The sequence below is a fragment of the Sandarakinorhabdus limnophila DSM 17366 genome, assembly GCF_000420765.1.
Taxonomy (GTDB): Bacteria; Pseudomonadota; Alphaproteobacteria; order Sphingomonadales; family Sphingomonadaceae; genus Sandarakinorhabdus; species Sandarakinorhabdus limnophila.
The window spans coordinates 134659-149231 of the sequence record NZ_ATVO01000006.1; the positions used below are offsets into that span (position 1 = coordinate 134659).

Annotated in this window: 20 protein-coding genes and 2 tRNA genes; 7 read left to right on the forward strand and 15 right to left on the reverse strand. The window is 68.2% G+C overall.

Features of this window, described 5'->3' with window-relative positions; translation table 11 throughout:
* Positions 1-32: 32 nt before the first annotated feature.
* The 10 genes from G566_RS0108315 to G566_RS0108360 all read right to left on the reverse strand — a co-directional run bounded on the left by G566_RS0108315 (position 33) and on the right by G566_RS0108360 (position 6415).
* A complete protein-coding gene (locus G566_RS0108315; protein WP_022680214.1) occupies positions 33-650 on the reverse strand; it encodes a prolyl hydroxylase family protein in 618 nt (205 codons plus the stop codon).
* Positions 647-1396 carry a prepilin peptidase gene (locus tag G566_RS13950; RefSeq protein ID WP_022680215.1) on the reverse strand — a complete coding sequence of 250 codons (750 nt, stop codon included), beginning with the start codon at positions 1394-1396 and terminating at the stop codon, positions 647-649. Before G566_RS13950 ends, G566_RS0108315 begins: the two co-directional genes overlap by 4 nt.
* The gene (locus G566_RS0108325) at positions 1396-2508 is read right to left on the reverse strand and encodes a zinc-binding dehydrogenase (protein ID WP_022680216.1); all 1113 of its coding nucleotides are present in this window, start codon (positions 2506-2508) and stop codon (positions 1396-1398) included. Before G566_RS0108325 ends, G566_RS13950 begins: the two co-directional genes overlap by 1 nt.
* A gap of 2 nt (positions 2509-2510) precedes the next feature.
* Positions 2511-3188 (reverse strand): cysteate racemase, encoded by a 678-nt coding sequence (gene cuyB / locus G566_RS0108330; protein WP_022680217.1) that lies wholly within the window; start codon positions 3186-3188, stop codon positions 2511-2513.
* Positions 3185-4192 carry a D-cysteate sulfo-lyase gene (gene cuyA, locus G566_RS13955; protein ID WP_022680218.1) on the reverse strand — a complete coding sequence of 336 codons (1008 nt, stop codon included), beginning with the start codon at positions 4190-4192 and terminating at the stop codon, positions 3185-3187. Before cuyA ends, cuyB begins: the two co-directional genes overlap by 4 nt.
* Positions 4193-4255: 63 nt before the next feature.
* Positions 4256-4330 (reverse strand) — tRNA-Phe (locus tag G566_RS0108340).
* Between the two features lie 46 nt (positions 4331-4376).
* The gene (locus tag G566_RS0108345; RefSeq protein WP_022680219.1) at positions 4377-4586 is read right to left on the reverse strand and encodes a DNA gyrase inhibitor YacG; all 210 of its coding nucleotides are present in this window, start codon (positions 4584-4586) and stop codon (positions 4377-4379) included.
* A complete protein-coding gene (locus tag G566_RS0108350) occupies positions 4570-5523 on the reverse strand; it encodes a ribonuclease E/G (protein ID WP_022680220.1) in 954 nt (317 codons plus the stop codon). The genes G566_RS0108345 and G566_RS0108350 overlap by 17 nt, the downstream gene beginning before the upstream one ends.
* Positions 5520-6089 carry a Maf family protein gene (locus G566_RS0108355; protein ID WP_022680221.1) on the reverse strand — a complete coding sequence of 190 codons (570 nt, stop codon included), beginning with the start codon at positions 6087-6089 and terminating at the stop codon, positions 5520-5522. Before G566_RS0108355 ends, G566_RS0108350 begins: the two co-directional genes overlap by 4 nt.
* Positions 6090-6097: 8 nt before the next feature.
* The gene (locus tag G566_RS0108360) at positions 6098-6415 is read right to left on the reverse strand and encodes a 2Fe-2S iron-sulfur cluster-binding protein (RefSeq protein WP_022680222.1); all 318 of its coding nucleotides are present in this window, start codon (positions 6413-6415) and stop codon (positions 6098-6100) included.
* Between the two features lie 85 nt (positions 6416-6500).
* Here G566_RS0108360 and G566_RS0108365 point away from each other — a divergent pair, with 85 nt between their 5' ends.
* Positions 6501-7445: an NAD(P)-dependent oxidoreductase gene (locus G566_RS0108365; RefSeq protein WP_040605543.1), complete on the forward strand. Its 945-nt coding sequence runs from the start codon at positions 6501-6503 to the stop codon at positions 7443-7445.
* Between the two features lie 43 nt (positions 7446-7488).
* Positions 7489-7761: a hypothetical protein gene (locus tag G566_RS0108370; protein ID WP_022680224.1), complete on the forward strand. Its 273-nt coding sequence runs from the start codon at positions 7489-7491 to the stop codon at positions 7759-7761.
* Here G566_RS0108370 and G566_RS0108375 read toward each other — a convergent pair whose 3' ends face one another.
* The gene (locus G566_RS0108375) at positions 7762-8406 is read right to left on the reverse strand and encodes a DUF1134 domain-containing protein (RefSeq protein WP_243442430.1); all 645 of its coding nucleotides are present in this window, start codon (positions 8404-8406) and stop codon (positions 7762-7764) included. It abuts the gene before it with no gap.
* A 140-nt stretch (positions 8407-8546) separates the two neighbouring features.
* On the opposite strand from G566_RS0108375, the gene G566_RS0108380 reads away from it, so the two are divergent.
* Both G566_RS0108380 and G566_RS0108385 read left to right on the forward strand, forming a co-directional pair.
* Positions 8547-8638, forward strand: a tRNA-Ser gene (locus G566_RS0108380).
* 21 nt (positions 8639-8659) lie between these two features.
* Positions 8660-9091 (forward strand): YqaA family protein, encoded by a 432-nt coding sequence (locus G566_RS0108385; RefSeq protein WP_022680226.1) that lies wholly within the window; start codon positions 8660-8662, stop codon positions 9089-9091.
* Here the strand turns inward: G566_RS0108385 and G566_RS0108390 are convergent.
* The 3 genes from G566_RS0108390 to modA are packed head-to-tail and all read right to left on the reverse strand — an operon-like array spanning position 9088 to position 11160.
* Entirely contained in the window at positions 9088-9780 is a 693-nt protein-coding gene (locus tag G566_RS0108390; RefSeq protein WP_022680227.1) for an ATP-binding cassette domain-containing protein, read from the reverse strand. The two genes, G566_RS0108385 and G566_RS0108390, sit on opposite strands and share 4 nt — an antisense overlap.
* The gene (gene modB / locus G566_RS0108395) at positions 9773-10438 is read right to left on the reverse strand and encodes a molybdate ABC transporter permease subunit (protein WP_022680228.1); all 666 of its coding nucleotides are present in this window, start codon (positions 10436-10438) and stop codon (positions 9773-9775) included. Before modB ends, G566_RS0108390 begins: the two co-directional genes overlap by 8 nt.
* Positions 10435-11160, reverse strand: a complete 726-nt coding sequence (gene modA / locus G566_RS0108400) for a molybdate ABC transporter substrate-binding protein (protein WP_022680229.1) — start codon at positions 11158-11160, stop codon at positions 10435-10437. Before modA ends, modB begins: the two co-directional genes overlap by 4 nt.
* A 66-nt stretch (positions 11161-11226) precedes the next feature.
* Here modA and G566_RS0108405 point away from each other — a divergent pair, with 66 nt between their 5' ends.
* Entirely contained in the window at positions 11227-12363 is a 1137-nt protein-coding gene (locus G566_RS0108405; RefSeq protein WP_022680230.1) for a pyridoxal phosphate-dependent aminotransferase, read from the forward strand.
* Here G566_RS0108405 and G566_RS0108410 read toward each other — a convergent pair whose 3' ends face one another.
* Entirely contained in the window at positions 12364-13581 is a 1218-nt protein-coding gene (locus G566_RS0108410) for a TCR/Tet family MFS transporter (RefSeq protein ID WP_022680231.1), read from the reverse strand. It abuts the gene before it with no gap.
* Between the two features lie 99 nt (positions 13582-13680).
* Between G566_RS0108410 and G566_RS0108415 the strand changes: the two genes are divergently transcribed.
* The gene (locus tag G566_RS0108415) at positions 13681-14070 is read left to right on the forward strand and encodes an NADH:ubiquinone oxidoreductase subunit NDUFA12 (protein ID WP_022680232.1); all 390 of its coding nucleotides are present in this window, start codon (positions 13681-13683) and stop codon (positions 14068-14070) included.
* Entirely contained in the window at positions 14070-14573 is a 504-nt protein-coding gene (mlaD, locus tag G566_RS0108420; protein ID WP_022680233.1) for an outer membrane lipid asymmetry maintenance protein MlaD, read from the forward strand. The genes G566_RS0108415 and mlaD overlap by 1 nt, the downstream gene beginning before the upstream one ends.

The following is a 14573-nucleotide window of genomic DNA, read 5'->3' on the forward strand; positions in this document are numbered from 1 at the left end:
TCGTGTCAGTTCACGGCGGGATAGCGATCGTTTTAGATAACCGCCGGATGACGGCGGGGCTGATCGCGGAACCAGGCCGTGATGATATATTTGGTGCCGGCCCGCACCGGCATGCCGGCATGCAGGGTGGCGCTGTTCACCCCGCCATCGGGCAGGCGGTTGCACCAGGCCACCAGCTTGCCGGTTTCGGGCTGGATGGTCTTGTTCAGATGCTGAAACCGTGTCGCGCCGCCAGCCTTGGGCTCGTTCAGATACACCATCACCGTCCAGGTGCGTTGGCCGCCATCAGCGGTGTGCGGATAATAATCCAAGCCCGTCGGCTCGAAATAATCGGTGTGCATCTGGAACTGCTGGCCCACGGCATAACGCTGGCCCTGCAAGGCTTCGGCATGGGCGATGTCGAGCCCGGCATAATCGGCCAGCTGGCGATAGACCCGGCCCACCAGCGGATCATCGGCCGGCAGATCAGCGGTTTCACTGGTGCGGAAATCACTGCCCGCGCCATAGGCATCGGTGATAGTCGACGGCCGGCGATGCACATTGATCAGGCTGACCAGCCCGGCGCAATCCGCCGCCGACAGAAAGCCCTTGCGGATCACCATCTCCACTCGCTTGTCGGGCACTTTCTGGGCGCCGGCAAACCGCGTCATCGAACCATCTCCAGCCAATCGGGCCCCAGCCATAGCAGGATCAGCGCCACGCCCGCCAGCAGTGCACCGAACGGCAGCCGGGTAGCGGCGTTCACCGGGCGACCGCGAAAATGATCCCAGCCGGCCAGCGCGAGGCCCAGTGCGGCTGCGCCGGTGATCAGGAACGGCAGGCTCCACCCGCCCAGCAGCGCCCCCAGCCCGGCCAGCAACTTGGGATCGCCGCCGCCCAGCCCGTCGCGCCCGCGCAGCCGCTTGTATGCAAAGCCCACCAGCCACAGCCCGGCAAAGCCCAACCCTGCGCCCCACAGCCGCTGTTCCAGCGGCAGCCCCGGCAGCAGCAGCGCGAACGGGATCAGCGGCAGGGTGAGCGCATCGGGCAGCCACTGATGTTCGGCGTCAAGGATCAGCAGCGCCAGCAACCACCACCCAGCCAGCGCCAGCAATAAGCCTTCCAGCGCCGGGAATTGCCACAACAGCCCGGCCCCGATCACCGCTGCCGCCAGTTCGATCTGCCAATGCCGGGCCGCAATGGCCTGGCCGCAGTGCCGGCAGCGACCACGCAGGATGATGTGCGACAGCACCGGCACCAGTTCCAGCGCACCCAATCTTGCCCCGCACCGGTCACAGCGCGAGCGGCCAAGGATGGTTTCCCCCTGCGGCCAGCGTGCCGTCAGCAACGCGATGAAACTGCCCAGCAGAAGGCCCAGGCCGCCGCCGATCACCGGCCACCAGCCTGCCGGCAGCATCAGGGGATCAGGATCTGGCGGATGGCGTGCCCGCTGGCCAACGCATCGAGCGCATCGTTGATCTCGGCCATCGGCCGCACGCCGGAAAGCAGCCGCTCCACCGGCAGCCGCCCGGCCCGCCACAAGGCGATGTAGCGCGGAATGTCACGCGCCGGCACCGCCGATCCCATGTAGCTGCCGATGATAGTCTTGGCTTCCGCCACCAGGCTCACTGCCGGGATGGTGAAGGGATCGGCCGGGTTGGGCAGGCCGACGGTGACAATGCGGCCACCGCGCGCCGCGGTGCGATAGGCCTCGGCCAGCACCTTGCCGCTGCCCACGCTCTCGATGGCGACCCGGGGCGCGCCATGCTTGGCAAAGGCTTGCGCCGCGTCTTCCGGTGCCACCGCCGCGCGGGCACCCAGTTCCAGCGCCAGTGCGCGCTTTTCCGGCACCGGATCGATGGCAATCACCGGTTCCGCGCCCGCCGCCACCGCCCCCAGCAGCGCGGCCAAGCCAACACCGCCCAAACCCCAGACAGCAACGCTTTCGCCAGGCCGCACCACGGCCGAATTGAACACCGCGCCAACGCCCGTCAGCACCGCACAACCGAACAGCGCAGCGATTTCGGCCGGGATGTCGTCGTCGATCACCACCAGGCTGCGTTCATCGATCACCGCGTGGCTGGCAAAGGCTGACAGGCCCAGATGATGGTGCACGGGGTGGCCGCAATCCGAGAGGCGAAAGCCGCCGCCGAGCAATTCGCCTTTGCCGTTGGCCGCCGCGCCATTGCCGCACAGCCACGGCTCGCCCGACCAGCAGACGGTGCAGTGGCCGCAGGCCGGCAGGAAGGCCATCACCACGCGCGTGCCCGGCTTCAGCCGCGCGCCCGGCCCGGCGGTTTCCACGCGCGCCACCGCTTCATGGCCCAGCGCCATCGGCAGCGGGCGCGGGCGATCGGCGTTCACCACCGACAGATCACTGTGGCACAGGCCGGCGGCTTCGATCGCTACAAGCACCTCGCCTGGCCCCGGCGGCGCGAGATCGAGCGTCTTCATCGTCAGCGGCTGGCTGGTGGCATAAGGCTGAGCCGCACCCATGGCGGCAAGAACGGCGGCGGTCGTTTTGGTCATCGTCACACCCTATCGGGCAAACGCGCCGCCGCCAACGTGGCGCGGGCCAGCGCGGCAGTGGAATCAATCAGCGGCACGGCCACATCGGCTTGGGCCAGCAGCAGCGGCACTTCGGTGCAGGCGGCGATCACCACGTCCGCCCCGGCTGCCGCCAACCGTGCCGCTTCGCCGGCCAGCGCCGCGCGAACATCGTGGCTGCGATCCCCGGCCTTGATGGCATTCACCGCCGGCTGCACCACGGCCAGATCGCCCGCCAGAACCGGCACCGGGCTGGCACGCCCATACAGATCAAGTGCCAGCGTTGCGCCAACGCCCAGCACACCGATGCAGCGCGGCTGGTGCGCCATCGCCTCGGCGACGGCGGCATCGATCATCGAGACAAACGGCGCTGCGGTAATCGCATCGGCCCAGCCGTGCGCGGCATTGCACGGCATGGCCAGCACTTGCGCCCCCTGCGCCACCAGGGCCGTGCCCATGGCGGCCAGCGCCGGGCCGGGAGAATCCGCCCCATGCAGCGCGGCGGCGTTACGATCGGGCACATGCGGGTTGCTGTCTACCAGCACGCGCGGGTGATCGGTATCGCTGGCGGCATTCACGCCTGCCACCAGCCGGTTCAGGAAATCGGCGGTGGCCGCCGGCCCCATGCCGCCGATCACGCCGATTGTCCGATAGTGGGTCATTGATTGAAGGCAGGATCGCGCAGCACGCCGGCAAAGGCCGACAGCGACGGCGAACCGCCGGTGTGCAGGAACAGCACCCGTTCACCCTTGAAAGCGCCTTGCCGCGCCAGCGCGATCAGCCCGGCCATCGCCTTGCCGCTGTACACCGGGTCGAGCAATATGCCCTCCTTCGCTGCCAGCAGCCGCACGGCTTCCACCATTTCGGGCGTCGGCAGCGAGTAACCAGGACCAACCCAATCGGCCAGCGCCACGATATCTGCGGCCACCGGCTGCGGCGTGCCCATCAGGTCGGCGGTCGCCTGCGCCAGCTTCAGCACATTGGCTTCCTGTTCGGCGCGCGGCCGGCGCACGTTGATGCCGGTGACAGGGATACCGGCATTCAGCGCCACCAGGCCAGCGATCAGGCCCGAATGGGTGCCGGCACTGCCCGATGCGACCACGATGCGATCGAAGGCGACGCCTTCATCAAACGCTTGCGCCATGATTTCCTGTGCGCACGCGGCATAGCCCAGCGCGCCCAGCGGCGAGGAGCCACCACCCACGATGATATAGGGATGACCGCCCGCCGCCTTTACCGCGGCGGCTTCCACGGCCATTTCCTCGGCCAGATCGGCACCGGCCGTGACCATGCGTACCGATGCGGCACCCATCAGATCGAACAGCAGATTGTTGCCCAGTGCGTCGGGGCTGAAACTGCCCGCCACCCGCTCCTCGATCACCAGCCGGCAATCCAGGCCCTCCTTGGCGGCGGCGGCAAGCGTGAGCCGGCAATGGTTGGACTGCGGCGCACCCACGGTGATCAGCGTGTCGGCACCCTTGGCCAACGCATCGGCGATCAGGAACTCCAGCTTGCGCGTCTTGTTGCCGCCGCCGGCAAGACCGAGCAGATCGTCACGCTTGATCCAGATCTCCGCGCCGCCAATGGCGGCTGAAAGGCGCGGCAGCGGCTCCAGCGGGGTGAAACCGGGGGTGTAACGGCGACGGGGGAAGCGGGCGAGGTTCATGGACGCAGCCCATGGCCGATGTTCCCCGCCATGGGAAGTCCTGATCTGCGCGAGCGGTAAGAATGGTGCCCGGGGGCGGATTTGAACCACCGACACGGGGATTTTCAATCCCCTGCTCTACCCCTGAGCTACCCGGGCCCACATTTGTCACAGCGGTCGGGTAAACCGCGTGGGAGGCGGCCGTTTAGCCAGCCTCGTCGTCGTTGTCCAGCGCAGAGATGTCAGAAAGTTCGTCCGCCTCGCTTCCCGCCGGCAGCACATAGCGATCGGACAGCCAGGCGTTGAGGTCGCGGCTGCGGCAGCCTTCGGAACAGAAGGGGCGGAAGGCCGGCGCCGCGGGGGCCTTGCGGCAATAAACACACGGGCGCGGGCGCGAATCAGGCGGGTTGGACATGGCCCCTCCCTGCCCCATCGCGGGCCTGCAGCGCCAGTGTCCCGCCGGTCAGTCGCGCGCAGTCCGCAATCAGGGCCGGGTGCGCGGCCAGCCAATCGATTACGCTGGCCTGGGCCTCGATCTGCACGGGGCCGACCAGGCGCTGCGCGCGGCGCAGCAGTTCCAGCGCGGCAAAGCCCGGTTGGCGCACGTTTTCGATCAGGCTCAACTGCCGGCGCGGGCGGATGATCTGCACCAGGCCAAATCCGTTCATCGCAGTCCTTTCAAACGGCGGCGGCAGGGTTTCGGCCAGGATGGCATCCACAACGGCGCGCGGGGCACGGCCGCCAAGCGAAGGGAAATCCACCACCACCGGGCCACCGATGCCATGCCGGCGAATCAAGGCCGCTACGGCGCGGGCCGCCGCTTCGGCCAACCGCGCCAGATCGCCTGTCCCATCCACATCGATCACCAGCATCGCCGCCGTGGGCGCCACTAGCAGCCGGCCACCGGGGAACTCGACACGGCCCGACAGCGCCTCTTCCACCACCGTATCCCAGCCCGAATCGGCCAGCACATCCGGACCATGCGCCGGCACCGGCGTCACGGCATGGCCAGCCGTCGCCAGCCGCGTCGCCAGATCGGGCGCTGGGCGCGCCGGGCCATCGTGCGCCGCCACCCGCGCCTGCTTGTCGCGCACACCATCGGGCCGCGCCGGGCGCAGCACTTCCACCAGACGGGTCTGCCCCTCGGGCCAATCGGCCGGCACCGGCGCCAATTGCGCTTCGACAGCGGCCAGCACCGCCACGCCCTGCCGGCGATCGGCCAGCCGCGCCGGCGCGATCAGGCCCACCGGCAGCGGATCGTCCGCGCGCGCGATGTGAGCCTCCACCACCGTATCACCATCCAGCACCAGGGCGCGGGTGGCGCCGGGCGCGGCCTCCACCAGCGCGATCATGCGCGCCAGCCGGCCGCCGTCAGCAGCAGCCGCGTCTCGTTGAGCGGCAGGCCGACCACGCCCGAAAAACTACCCGACAGGCTGCGCACATAGGCTTCAGCGGCGCCCTGGATGGCATAGCCGCCGGCCTTGCCCTGCCAGTCGCCGCGCCCGATCAGCCAGTCCACGTCGGCGGGCTGGAGGCGCTGGAAGGTGACGATGGATTCGCTCAGCCGTTCGCGCAGGCGGCCATCCGCATCCACCAGCGCCACGGCCGTCAGCACGCGATGACGGCGGCCGGAAAGCAGCGCCAGGCACGTCCGCGCCGTCGCTTCATCCTCGGCCTTGGGCAGGATGCGGCGGCCGGCGGCGACCACCGTATCAGCGGCCAGCACGATGGCGCCAGGATGGCGGCTGGCGACCAGCGCCGCCTTCTCACGCGCCAGGCGTTCGGCATGGGGGCGCGGCTGCTCACCGGGTTGCACAGCTTCGTCCAGATCGGCCGGATCGACCGCATCGGGCACCAGCCCCAGCCGGGCCAGCAGATCGAGCCGGCGCGGGCTGGCCGAAGCGAGAACCAGCCGCATGGCCGCGCTCAATCCTCCGGCGCGATGGTGACGGTGATGCCGTCCAGCGCCGGGGTGAAGGCGATCTGGCAGGAAAGCCGGCTGGCCGGGGTGAGATGATCCGACGAATCGAGCAGATCGGCTTCATCGGCATTGGCCGCGCCGGTGCGTGCCATGTCGCCTTCGGCCACGTGCACATGGCAGGTGGCGCAGGAACAGCAGCCGCCGCACAGCGCCAGCAGTTCGGAAATGCCGGCATCCTTGATGATTTCCATCACGCTCATGCCGGGATGGGCGGGCAGCACATGGCTTTGTCCGTCGCGGATGATCACGGTGATGCTGGCCATTTCGTCCTCTTAAGCCTGAGTTTCGCTTCGCCCTGTAGCGGGCAGCATCGCGGCGCGCTAGGGGATGGCCATCAGGGAGGACAAGATGCGCATCGCCCACCAATTTGCCCCGCCGATGTCGGCCATGCTCGCCGGCCTGCCCGGCATCACTGCGGCCACACATATTCCGCAGGAAGATCGCTGGGCGCTGCCCACGGATGTGGACGTGCTGTTCGTGCTGCACGGGCAAGGCGATGATCGTGACGAGGCCAATCACGCCCCGCGCCCCGCCGGCTGGCCCGGCAACGTGAAGTTGGTGCAACTGGCCAGCGCCGGTGCCGATGATTATCCGCCCTGGCTGTTCGAAGCGCCTGCCGTCGCCAGTGCATCAGGCACCACCGCCATCCCGATCGGCGAATATGCGCTGGCCGTGATGCTGGCTCATGCCAAGCAACTGGCCGCGATCACGCTGAAAGCCGGTGAGGAGTGGCCTGAGCGCACCCAGTTCATCGATCAACCGCTGGCCACCCTGCACGGGCGCACGCTGGGCCTGATCGGCCTGGGCAATATCGCGCGGCAGGTGGGGAAATATGCCCACGCCTTTGGCATGGAGATCATTGCCGCCCGCGCCAGTGCCGCGCCTTCGCCCGATCCGTATATACGCACCGCACCGCTGGACGAGGTGGTGGCCCGCGCCGATCATCTCGTGCTGGCCGCCCCGATCACGCCGGCCACCCAGCATCTGCTGAACGCCCAACGGCTGGCGCGCATGAAGGCCACGGCGCACATCGTCAATGTCGGCCGCGGCGGGCTGATCGATCAGGATGCGCTTCTGGCCGAACTGGACAAGGGCCGGCTGTGGGCCAGCCTTGATGTCACCGATCCGGAACCGCTGCCAGCCGGCCACCGCCTGCAGGGCCATCCCCGCTGCCGCATCACCCCGCACGTGTCGTGGAGCAACCCCGATATCAACCGCCGCATCATGGAACGGCTGGTCGAAAACATCCGTCTTCTGGGTGCAGGCGAGCCGCTGCTGGGCGCGATTGATTGATCACGGCAGTGAGTGCATCCTCGCGCCACCACAGGAACTGCCGATGACCCTTTCCACCGCAACCATTCGAAAAGCCGGCTGGAGCCTGGCCGCCGGCCTGCTGCTGCTCCCGGCGCTTGCCATGGCGTTCACTGACGAGATGAACTGGGGCCCCGGCGATTTCCTGGCGGCCGCGCTGCTCCTGGGCACCACCGGCGTCGTTCTCGAAATCGTCGCCGTCCTGCCCCGCCGCCAGTGGCGCACCATGGGCATGTTTGGTGGCCTTGCCATGCTGCTGCTGGTGTGGGCCGAGCTCGCCGTCGGCATCTTCCACTGATCAGAAGGGCAGCACCTTGCCCTTCTTGGAGAATTTCAGATAGCCGCCGTTCAGGCCCAGCCGCCAGCCAACGCCCAGCTTGATCGGCACGATCACGATATTGTCGCGCTGCAGATAGTTGGCGGTGAAGCCGCCGATCAGATAGGCCTTGCCCTCGGCGGCCGGATAGCGACGATACAGGTCTTCGGTGTCGTTCAGATTATACACCAGCGCGAACACCTTCGAACCATCGCCGCCGATATCGAAGCCCACCGAAGGCCCGGTCCAGTGGATTTTCCGTTCACCTTCCACCTTGTGGTACAGCATGCCCGAACCATAGCGCACACCCAAGATGAAGGCGCCGCCGGCCTCGCGGCCAACGATATAGGCATTGGGCTGGCCGCGATCCTTGAAGGTCTTGCGAACGATTTCGGCGAGGCCTTCGGCGCCCTTGCCAAACACGTCCTCGGCGGCGCCCAGCACATCTTCCTCGGCATAAGTCTGGGTGGCGGGCGGCGGCGGCGGAGCGGCGGCAGGTGCTGGCGCCGGCACAGGCGCCGTCTGGGCTTCCTGCGCCAGAGCCGGGCCCGCTGCCAGCAGGCCAATCAACGCCACCGCCATCACCTGCTTCATCATCTGCTGCATCTGTCGGGCCCTCGCCATCATGTGGATCCTGTCTCACCTTCCCAGCCTGAACCGGGGCTGAGCCACCACCACTGCCTTGTAGCCGCCACGCGCCGCCGGGGCCAGCCGCGAAAGCCTGTTGCCAAGCCCCATGCGGCATGGCTATAGCCTCCGCCTCGCTCGGAGTCGTGGGTGAGTGGCTGAAACCAGTAGTTTGCTAAACTGCCGATCTGGGTAACTGGATCCGAGGGTTCGAATCCCTCCGACTCCGCCACTGCAAAAGTGAGAATTAGCGATGGGGCCCGCCAGTGCTGCCGCGCTGGCCGGCCTGTTCGCCAGCGCCTTTCTGGCCGGCTCGATTCTGCCGGCGCAATCCGAAATCGTGCTCGCCGCCTTGCTGCTGGCCGGCGAGCATCCGGCTTGGTTGCTGGTGCTGGTCGCCACGCTGGGCAATGTTGGCGGCGCGGTGCTCAACTATGGGCTGGGCCGATCGGCAGACCGCTTCCGTCATCGCAGCTGGTTCCCCCTATCCGCCGCCGGCTGGGACCGCAGCGCCGCATGGTTCAACCGCTGGGGCGTGGCCACGCTGTTGTTGAGCTGGCTGCCGGTGGTGGGCGATGGCTTCACCGTTTTGGCCGGAGCCGCGCGCACGCCCTTCCCGCTGTTTCTTGGGCTGGTGACGCTGGCCAAGGCCGGGCGCTATCTTGCGCTGGCGGCACTGCTCTAGCCAGCCAGCCAGCGATTGAGCCGGCTGGCAGGATCGGCCAGCACGGCGGCGGCCGGCCCTTGTTCGACGATGCGCCCGCCATCGATGAAGGCGCACACATCGGCGATGCCGGCGGCTTCGGCAAGATCGTGGGTGACGATGATCATCGGCGCAGCGCTCTGGCGGCGGACGTTGGCCACGGCCGCAATCAGCGCGCGGCGCACCGGAGGATCGACGGCAGCGAACGGCTCATCCAGCAGCAGCACGTCCGGCGCGCGGGCCAGCGCCCGGGCCAGCGCCACGCGCATCTGTTCGCCGCCTGACAGGCCGGCGGGGCGGCGGCCAAGCACCGGCCCGTCCATCTGCATCGCCGCCAGCAGCGCCAGCGCGGCGTCACGGTCAGGCGTGGCTTGCGCGATCATCACGTTGCCGAGCGCATCAAGGTGCGGAAACAGGCCACCGCCCTGCAGCACCAGGCCCACGCGCCGCTGCCAGGCCGGCAGGGCGTGGGTGCCCGTCTGCCAGTCCTGGCCGCCCACGCGCACCGTGCCGGTGGTGGGCAGCAGGCCAGCGATGGCCTTCAGGATCGTCGATTTGCCGGCGCCCGATGGCCCGACCAGCGCCAGCGTCTGCCTCGGCGGCACGCTGAACGCGGCTTCCACTTCCAGCGGGCCAGCGCGGGTGAGCGCGACGGTGAGGCCCTCAGCCACGCTTGCGCCCCAGCAGGAACAGCAGCGTGATGGCGATCAGGCTTATGCCGAGCAACAGCAACGCCAGCCGCGCCGCGCCCGCCATGTCAAAGGCCTGCACCCGGTCATAGATGGCGAGGCTGAGCGTCGCCGTTTCGCCGGGGATGGCGCCGCCCACCATCAGCACAACGCCGAATTCACCCAGCGTGTGGGCGAAGGCCAGCACGGCGCCGGTGGCAAGGCCGGGCCAGGCCAGCGGCAGCTCCACCTTGGTGAACGCCCGCAGCGGGGACAGGCCGCAACTGGCGGAGGCGGCGCGCAGATCATCGCCCACCGCCTCGAACGCGCGCTGTGCCGGCTGCACCATCAGCGGCAGGTTGACCAATACGGAGGCGACGAGGATGCCGGCGAAACTGAACACCAGTTGGCCGCCCGTTATCGCCTGCCAACTGCGTCCGATCACACTGTCCGGCCCCATGCCGATCAGCAGCGCCAGGCCCACCACGGTGGGCGGCAGCAGCAGCGGCAGCAGCAACAATGCTTCGGCCAGCGCCCGACCACGCCAGCGTGTCGTGGCGAGCCAGTGGCCAAGCAGCAGCGCCAGCGGCAGCAGCAGCGCCACGGTTGCCGCTGCCAGCATAAGCGACAGGTGCAGCGCGGTCAGATCAGCGCCGTTCACGGCAGGCCAAACCCGGCCCGGGCCAGCGCGGCGCGGCCGTTCGGCCCGGTAAGGCGATCGGCCAGCCCGCGCGCGGCCGGGGTGGCGCCGGGCATCAGCACCAGCGTCTGCACTAGCGGCGGATGCAGCGCGGGCGACACCGGCACCACGATCAGACCACTGCTGGCAGCGCGCGCCAATGGCAGCGCCACCAGCCCGGCCTCTGCCGCGCCCGTTGACACGAAACTCAGCGCCTGCGCGACATTGTCCCCCAGCACCAACGGCGCGCCGGTGACGCCCAGTCCGGCCAGCACGGCGCGGGCGGCGACGCCGTAGGGCGCGTGCGCTGGATTGGCGATGGCGAGGTGGCGGATGCGGCCCGCGCCGATGGCGGCCTTCAGGCTGGCGAGATCAGTGACGCCGCTGGCCCTTGTGGCCACCAGCGCCAGCCGGCCCAGCGCGTAAGGCCGGCGCTCCACTCCCGGCACCGCCGCGGCCAGGCGATCCGCGTGGCTGGCATCGGCCAGCAGCAGCAGCTGGAACGGTGCACCATTCAGCGCCTGCTGCACCATCTGCCCTGACGACCCGAAGCTGAGGCTGAAGCGCGCGCCCGTCTGCGCCTCGTGACCGCGCACCAGCGGCGGCAGCGCCAGCCGCAGATCGGCAGCGGCGGCCACCGGGACGGGAGGCGCCGACAGCACAGGCCAGGCCAGGCACAACAACAGCAGGAACAGGCGGATCATCGCTGCGCCTTGTGCCAGCCACACGCCACAGGTGCAACGCGCGTCAAAAGCCGCTAACGGCCCGGCATGAACCATCCTGATCCCGTCGAACCCTTCCACGCCATCCGCCTGTCGCGCCTTGCCCGTCGGCTGGAGGCCGAGGGGCGCAGCATCATCCACATGGAATTCGGCCAGCCTTCCACCGGCGCGCCTGCTGCCGCCATCGCCCGCGCGCACGCCGTGCTGGACAATGATCCCGGCAGCTATTGGGAATCGGAACCGCTGAAGGCCCGGATCGCCGGGCTCTACCAGTCCCGCCACGGCGTGCACGTGGCGCCGGAACGCATCGTGCTGTCCTGCGGTGCATCACCGGCGCTGGTGATGGCGCTCACCTCGGCGTTCCGCCCCGGTGATGTCATCGCCATGGCCCGGCCGGGCTATGTTGCCTATCGCAACAATTGCCACGCGCTGGGCATGATCGTGCAGGAAATCGCCTGCGGCCCTGAAAGCCGCTACCAGATCACGGCGGCGCACCTGGCGGCGCTCGATCCCGCGCCGGCCGGTGTCATCATCGCCAGCCCGGCCAATCCCACCGGCACTGTCATTCCGGCGGATGAGATGGCCGCCATCGCCCGCGTTTGTGCAGAGCGCGGCATCCGCATCGTCTCCGACGAGATCTATCACGGCCTGTCGTTCGTTGGCCCGGTGGCAAGCGCGCTGGAATATGCGCCGGATGCAATTGTGGTGAACAGCTTCTCCAAATATTTCTCGATGGTCGGCTGGCGGCTGGGCTGGCTGGTGGCGCCCGAAGACCTGATCGATTCCGCCCGCGCCCGCATGGGCAATCTCTTCCTCACCGCCCCCACCCTGTCTCAACACGCCGGGCTGGTGGCGATGGACTGTGTTGACGAACTTGAGGGCCACATCGCCCGCTATGCGGTCAACCGCCAGTTGATGCTGGATGCGCTGCCGGCGATGGGCCTGACGAAGATCGCGCCGCCCGATGGCGCCTTCTACATCTGGGCCGATGGGGCACACCTGACCGACGATGCGATGGCGCTGGCCGAGCAGTTGCTGCTGGATACCGGCGTGGCGACCGCACCGGGCATCGATTTCGATCCGGTGGAGGGCCGCCACTTCATGCGCTTCAGTTTTGCCGTGGATACGCCGCAGGTGCGTGAGGCGATCGCCCGGATGACGCCGTGGTTTCAGGCGCGCGGCTGATTATTCCGCCGCCACAACACGCCGCCCGGCATGGGCGCGGAAGAATATCAGCGCCGTGATGCCAACAAAAACCAACGACACGACGAACGGCGCCCCCGGCGCATAGATGGGCGCATCCGCGACGGAGAAGCGCGCGAACACCGTCGTCATCAGCGGTGGGCCGACAATGGCCGAAAGGCTCTGGATCGAGGCCACCGCGCCTTGCAACTCGCCCTGCTCGTTCGGCGCGACCTCGGCCGACATCAGACCCTGCAAGCAGGGGAACACCAGGCCCTGACAGGCCGAAACGGCGATGCCGAGGTAAACCATCCAGCCTGCATCGGCCATCGCATAGGTGGAATAGCCCGCCACCGCCGAAATCAGGCCAACGACGATAATGCGGCGCTGGCCAAAGCGCGGGATCAGCTTGCGGCCAAGGAAGCCCTGCACGATGGCGCCGGTGACGCCAACAGCGGCCAGGCTCCAGCCCACCTGCTCCGGCGTCCAGCCGTACCGCAGCTGGCCGTGATAGCTCCAGATCGAATAGAGTGACTGGTAGGACAGGGTCCACACGAACACGGTCGCGGCCAGCATCAGCACCACCGGATGCGCCGATTTCAACCGCATGAGCGCGCCCACCGGATTGGCGCGGCGCCATTCGAAGGCGCGGCGCTTTTCGGGCGGCAGCGATTCCGGCAACACGAACAGGCCATAGAGGAAATTGGCCATGGCGAGGCCAGCCGAAACCAGGAACGGCACTTCGGTGCCGAACTGCGCCACGAATCCACCCAGCGCCGGCCCAATGATGAAACCGAAACCGAACGCCATGCCGATCACGCCAAAGTTCGCCCCGCGCTTTTCGGGCGGGGTCACATCGGCGATATAGGCATAGGCGGTGGGGAAGGTCGCCCCGGTGATGCCGGCCACCACGCGGGCGGCGACCAGCCACCACAGCGTGGGGGCAAAGGCCATCACCACGTAATCAAGCGAAAAGGCCGCAAGGCTGGCCAGCAGCACCGGGCGGCGGCCAAAGCGATCGGAAAGCCCGCCGATCACCGGCCCCATCAGGAACTGCACGCCGGCATAGAGGAAGGCGATCCAGCCCGAAACCTCGGCCGCGTTCGCCAGATCGCGCCCCGTCAGCTTGACGATCAGCTGCGGAAACACCGGGATGACGACGCCAAACCCGATGGCGTCGATCAGAACGGTGATGAAGATGAAGGCCAGCGCGCGGTTCACGCCGGCTGCGTAGCGGCTTTTTGCGTCCGCGCCTATCCGCCATCACCGGGGTTGCGCGGGTGCGGCAAAATGTGTTTTGGGTGGGCAAAGGAGCGACACGTGTCCGTGCTCAAGACGATCTTCACCTGGTGGAATGGCCCCGGCCTCGGCACCCGCATCTTCACCGCCCGCAATGGCGAGGAAGTGGGGCGCGATGATCAGGGCAATATCTATTACCGGTCCGGCAACGGCGCGGCGCAAAAGCGCTGGGTGATCTACAACGGCGAACCCGAAGCCACGCGCATCCCGCCAGAATGGCATTTGTGGATGCACAAGACGGTGAATGAGCCGCCCAGCACCAAGCCGCTGGTGACGCGCGTGTGGGAACGTGAATGGACGCCCAATGCCACCGGCACGAAGCTGGCCCATTCCCCCAGCGGCGCGCTGATCGCCGGCGGCCAGCGCGCGCCGACCACGGGCGATTATCGCGCCTGGTCGCCTGACGCCTGATGGCCGGCACGCTGAAGGACCATCTGGCCGAGGCACTGATCGGCCTGTTCGTGGTGCTGCTGGCGGCCGGATTCGTCGCCTTTGCCTGGGCCCGGACGGGCGCTGGTGAAGGCAGCGATGGCGTCACGCTCACGGCGCGATTTCCCAATATCGGCGGCGTCACATTGGGCACCGATGTGAAGGTCGCCGGCGTCAAGGTGGGCAAGGTGGTGGGGCTGGAACTTGATCCGACCAGCTATCAGGCCGTGCTGCGCCTGAGCGTTGATCGCGGGCTGAACCTGCCGATCGACAGCTCAGCCGCAGTCTCGTCCGAGGGTCTGCTCGGCGGCAATTATATCGCTCTGACGCCGGGGGCCGAAGCCGACATGCTGAAGGACGGTGGCGAGATCATCGAAACCTCGGGCGCGCCCGATCTGATGGGCCTGATCGGCAGTGTCGTGAACCGTTCCGGTGGCGATGCGCCGGCAAGCGAACCTGCGGCCGCCAATGCCCCGGCCAAGTAA

Bases quoted from the DNA above. Each gene is read 5' to 3' on its own strand.
- G566_RS0108315 (WP_022680214.1), bottom strand. From the start codon at position 650: ATGACGCGGTTTGCCGGCGCCCAGAAAGTGCCCGACAAGCGAGTGGAG.
- G566_RS13950 (WP_022680215.1), bottom strand. From the start codon at position 1,396: ATGCTGCCGGCAGGCTGGTGGCCGGTGATCGGCGGCGGCCTGGGCCTT.
- G566_RS0108325 (WP_022680216.1), bottom strand. From the start codon at position 2,508: ATGACCAAAACGACCGCCGCCGTTCTTGCCGCCATGGGTGCGGCTCAG.
- cuyB (WP_022680217.1), bottom strand. From the start codon at position 3,188: ATGACCCACTATCGGACAATCGGCGTGATCGGCGGCATGGGGCCGGCG.
- cuyA (WP_022680218.1), bottom strand. From the start codon at position 4,192: ATGAACCTCGCCCGCTTCCCCCGTCGCCGTTACACCCCCGGTTTCACC.
- G566_RS0108345 (WP_022680219.1), bottom strand. From the start codon at position 4,586: ATGTCCAACCCGCCTGATTCGCGCCCGCGCCCGTGTGTTTATTGCCGC.
- G566_RS0108350 (WP_022680220.1), bottom strand. From the start codon at position 5,523: ATGATCGCGCTGGTGGAGGCCGCGCCCGGCGCCACCCGCGCCCTGGTG.
- G566_RS0108355 (WP_022680221.1), bottom strand. From the start codon at position 6,089: ATGCGGCTGGTTCTCGCTTCGGCCAGCCCGCGCCGGCTCGATCTGCTG.
- G566_RS0108360 (WP_022680222.1), bottom strand. From the start codon at position 6,415: ATGGCCAGCATCACCGTGATCATCCGCGACGGACAAAGCCATGTGCTG.
- G566_RS0108365 (WP_040605543.1), top strand. From the start codon at position 6,501: ATGCGCATCGCCCACCAATTTGCCCCGCCGATGTCGGCCATGCTCGCC.
- G566_RS0108370 (WP_022680224.1), top strand. From the start codon at position 7,489: ATGACCCTTTCCACCGCAACCATTCGAAAAGCCGGCTGGAGCCTGGCC.
- G566_RS0108375 (WP_243442430.1), bottom strand. From the start codon at position 8,406: ATGATGGCGAGGGCCCGACAGATGCAGCAGATGATGAAGCAGGTGATG.
- G566_RS0108385 (WP_022680226.1), top strand. From the start codon at position 8,660: ATGGGGCCCGCCAGTGCTGCCGCGCTGGCCGGCCTGTTCGCCAGCGCC.
- modA (WP_022680229.1), bottom strand. From the start codon at position 11,160: ATGATCCGCCTGTTCCTGCTGTTGTTGTGCCTGGCCTGGCCTGTGCTG.
- G566_RS0108405 (WP_022680230.1), top strand. From the start codon at position 11,227: ATGAACCATCCTGATCCCGTCGAACCCTTCCACGCCATCCGCCTGTCG.
- mlaD (WP_022680233.1), top strand. From the start codon at position 14,070: ATGGCCGGCACGCTGAAGGACCATCTGGCCGAGGCACTGATCGGCCTG.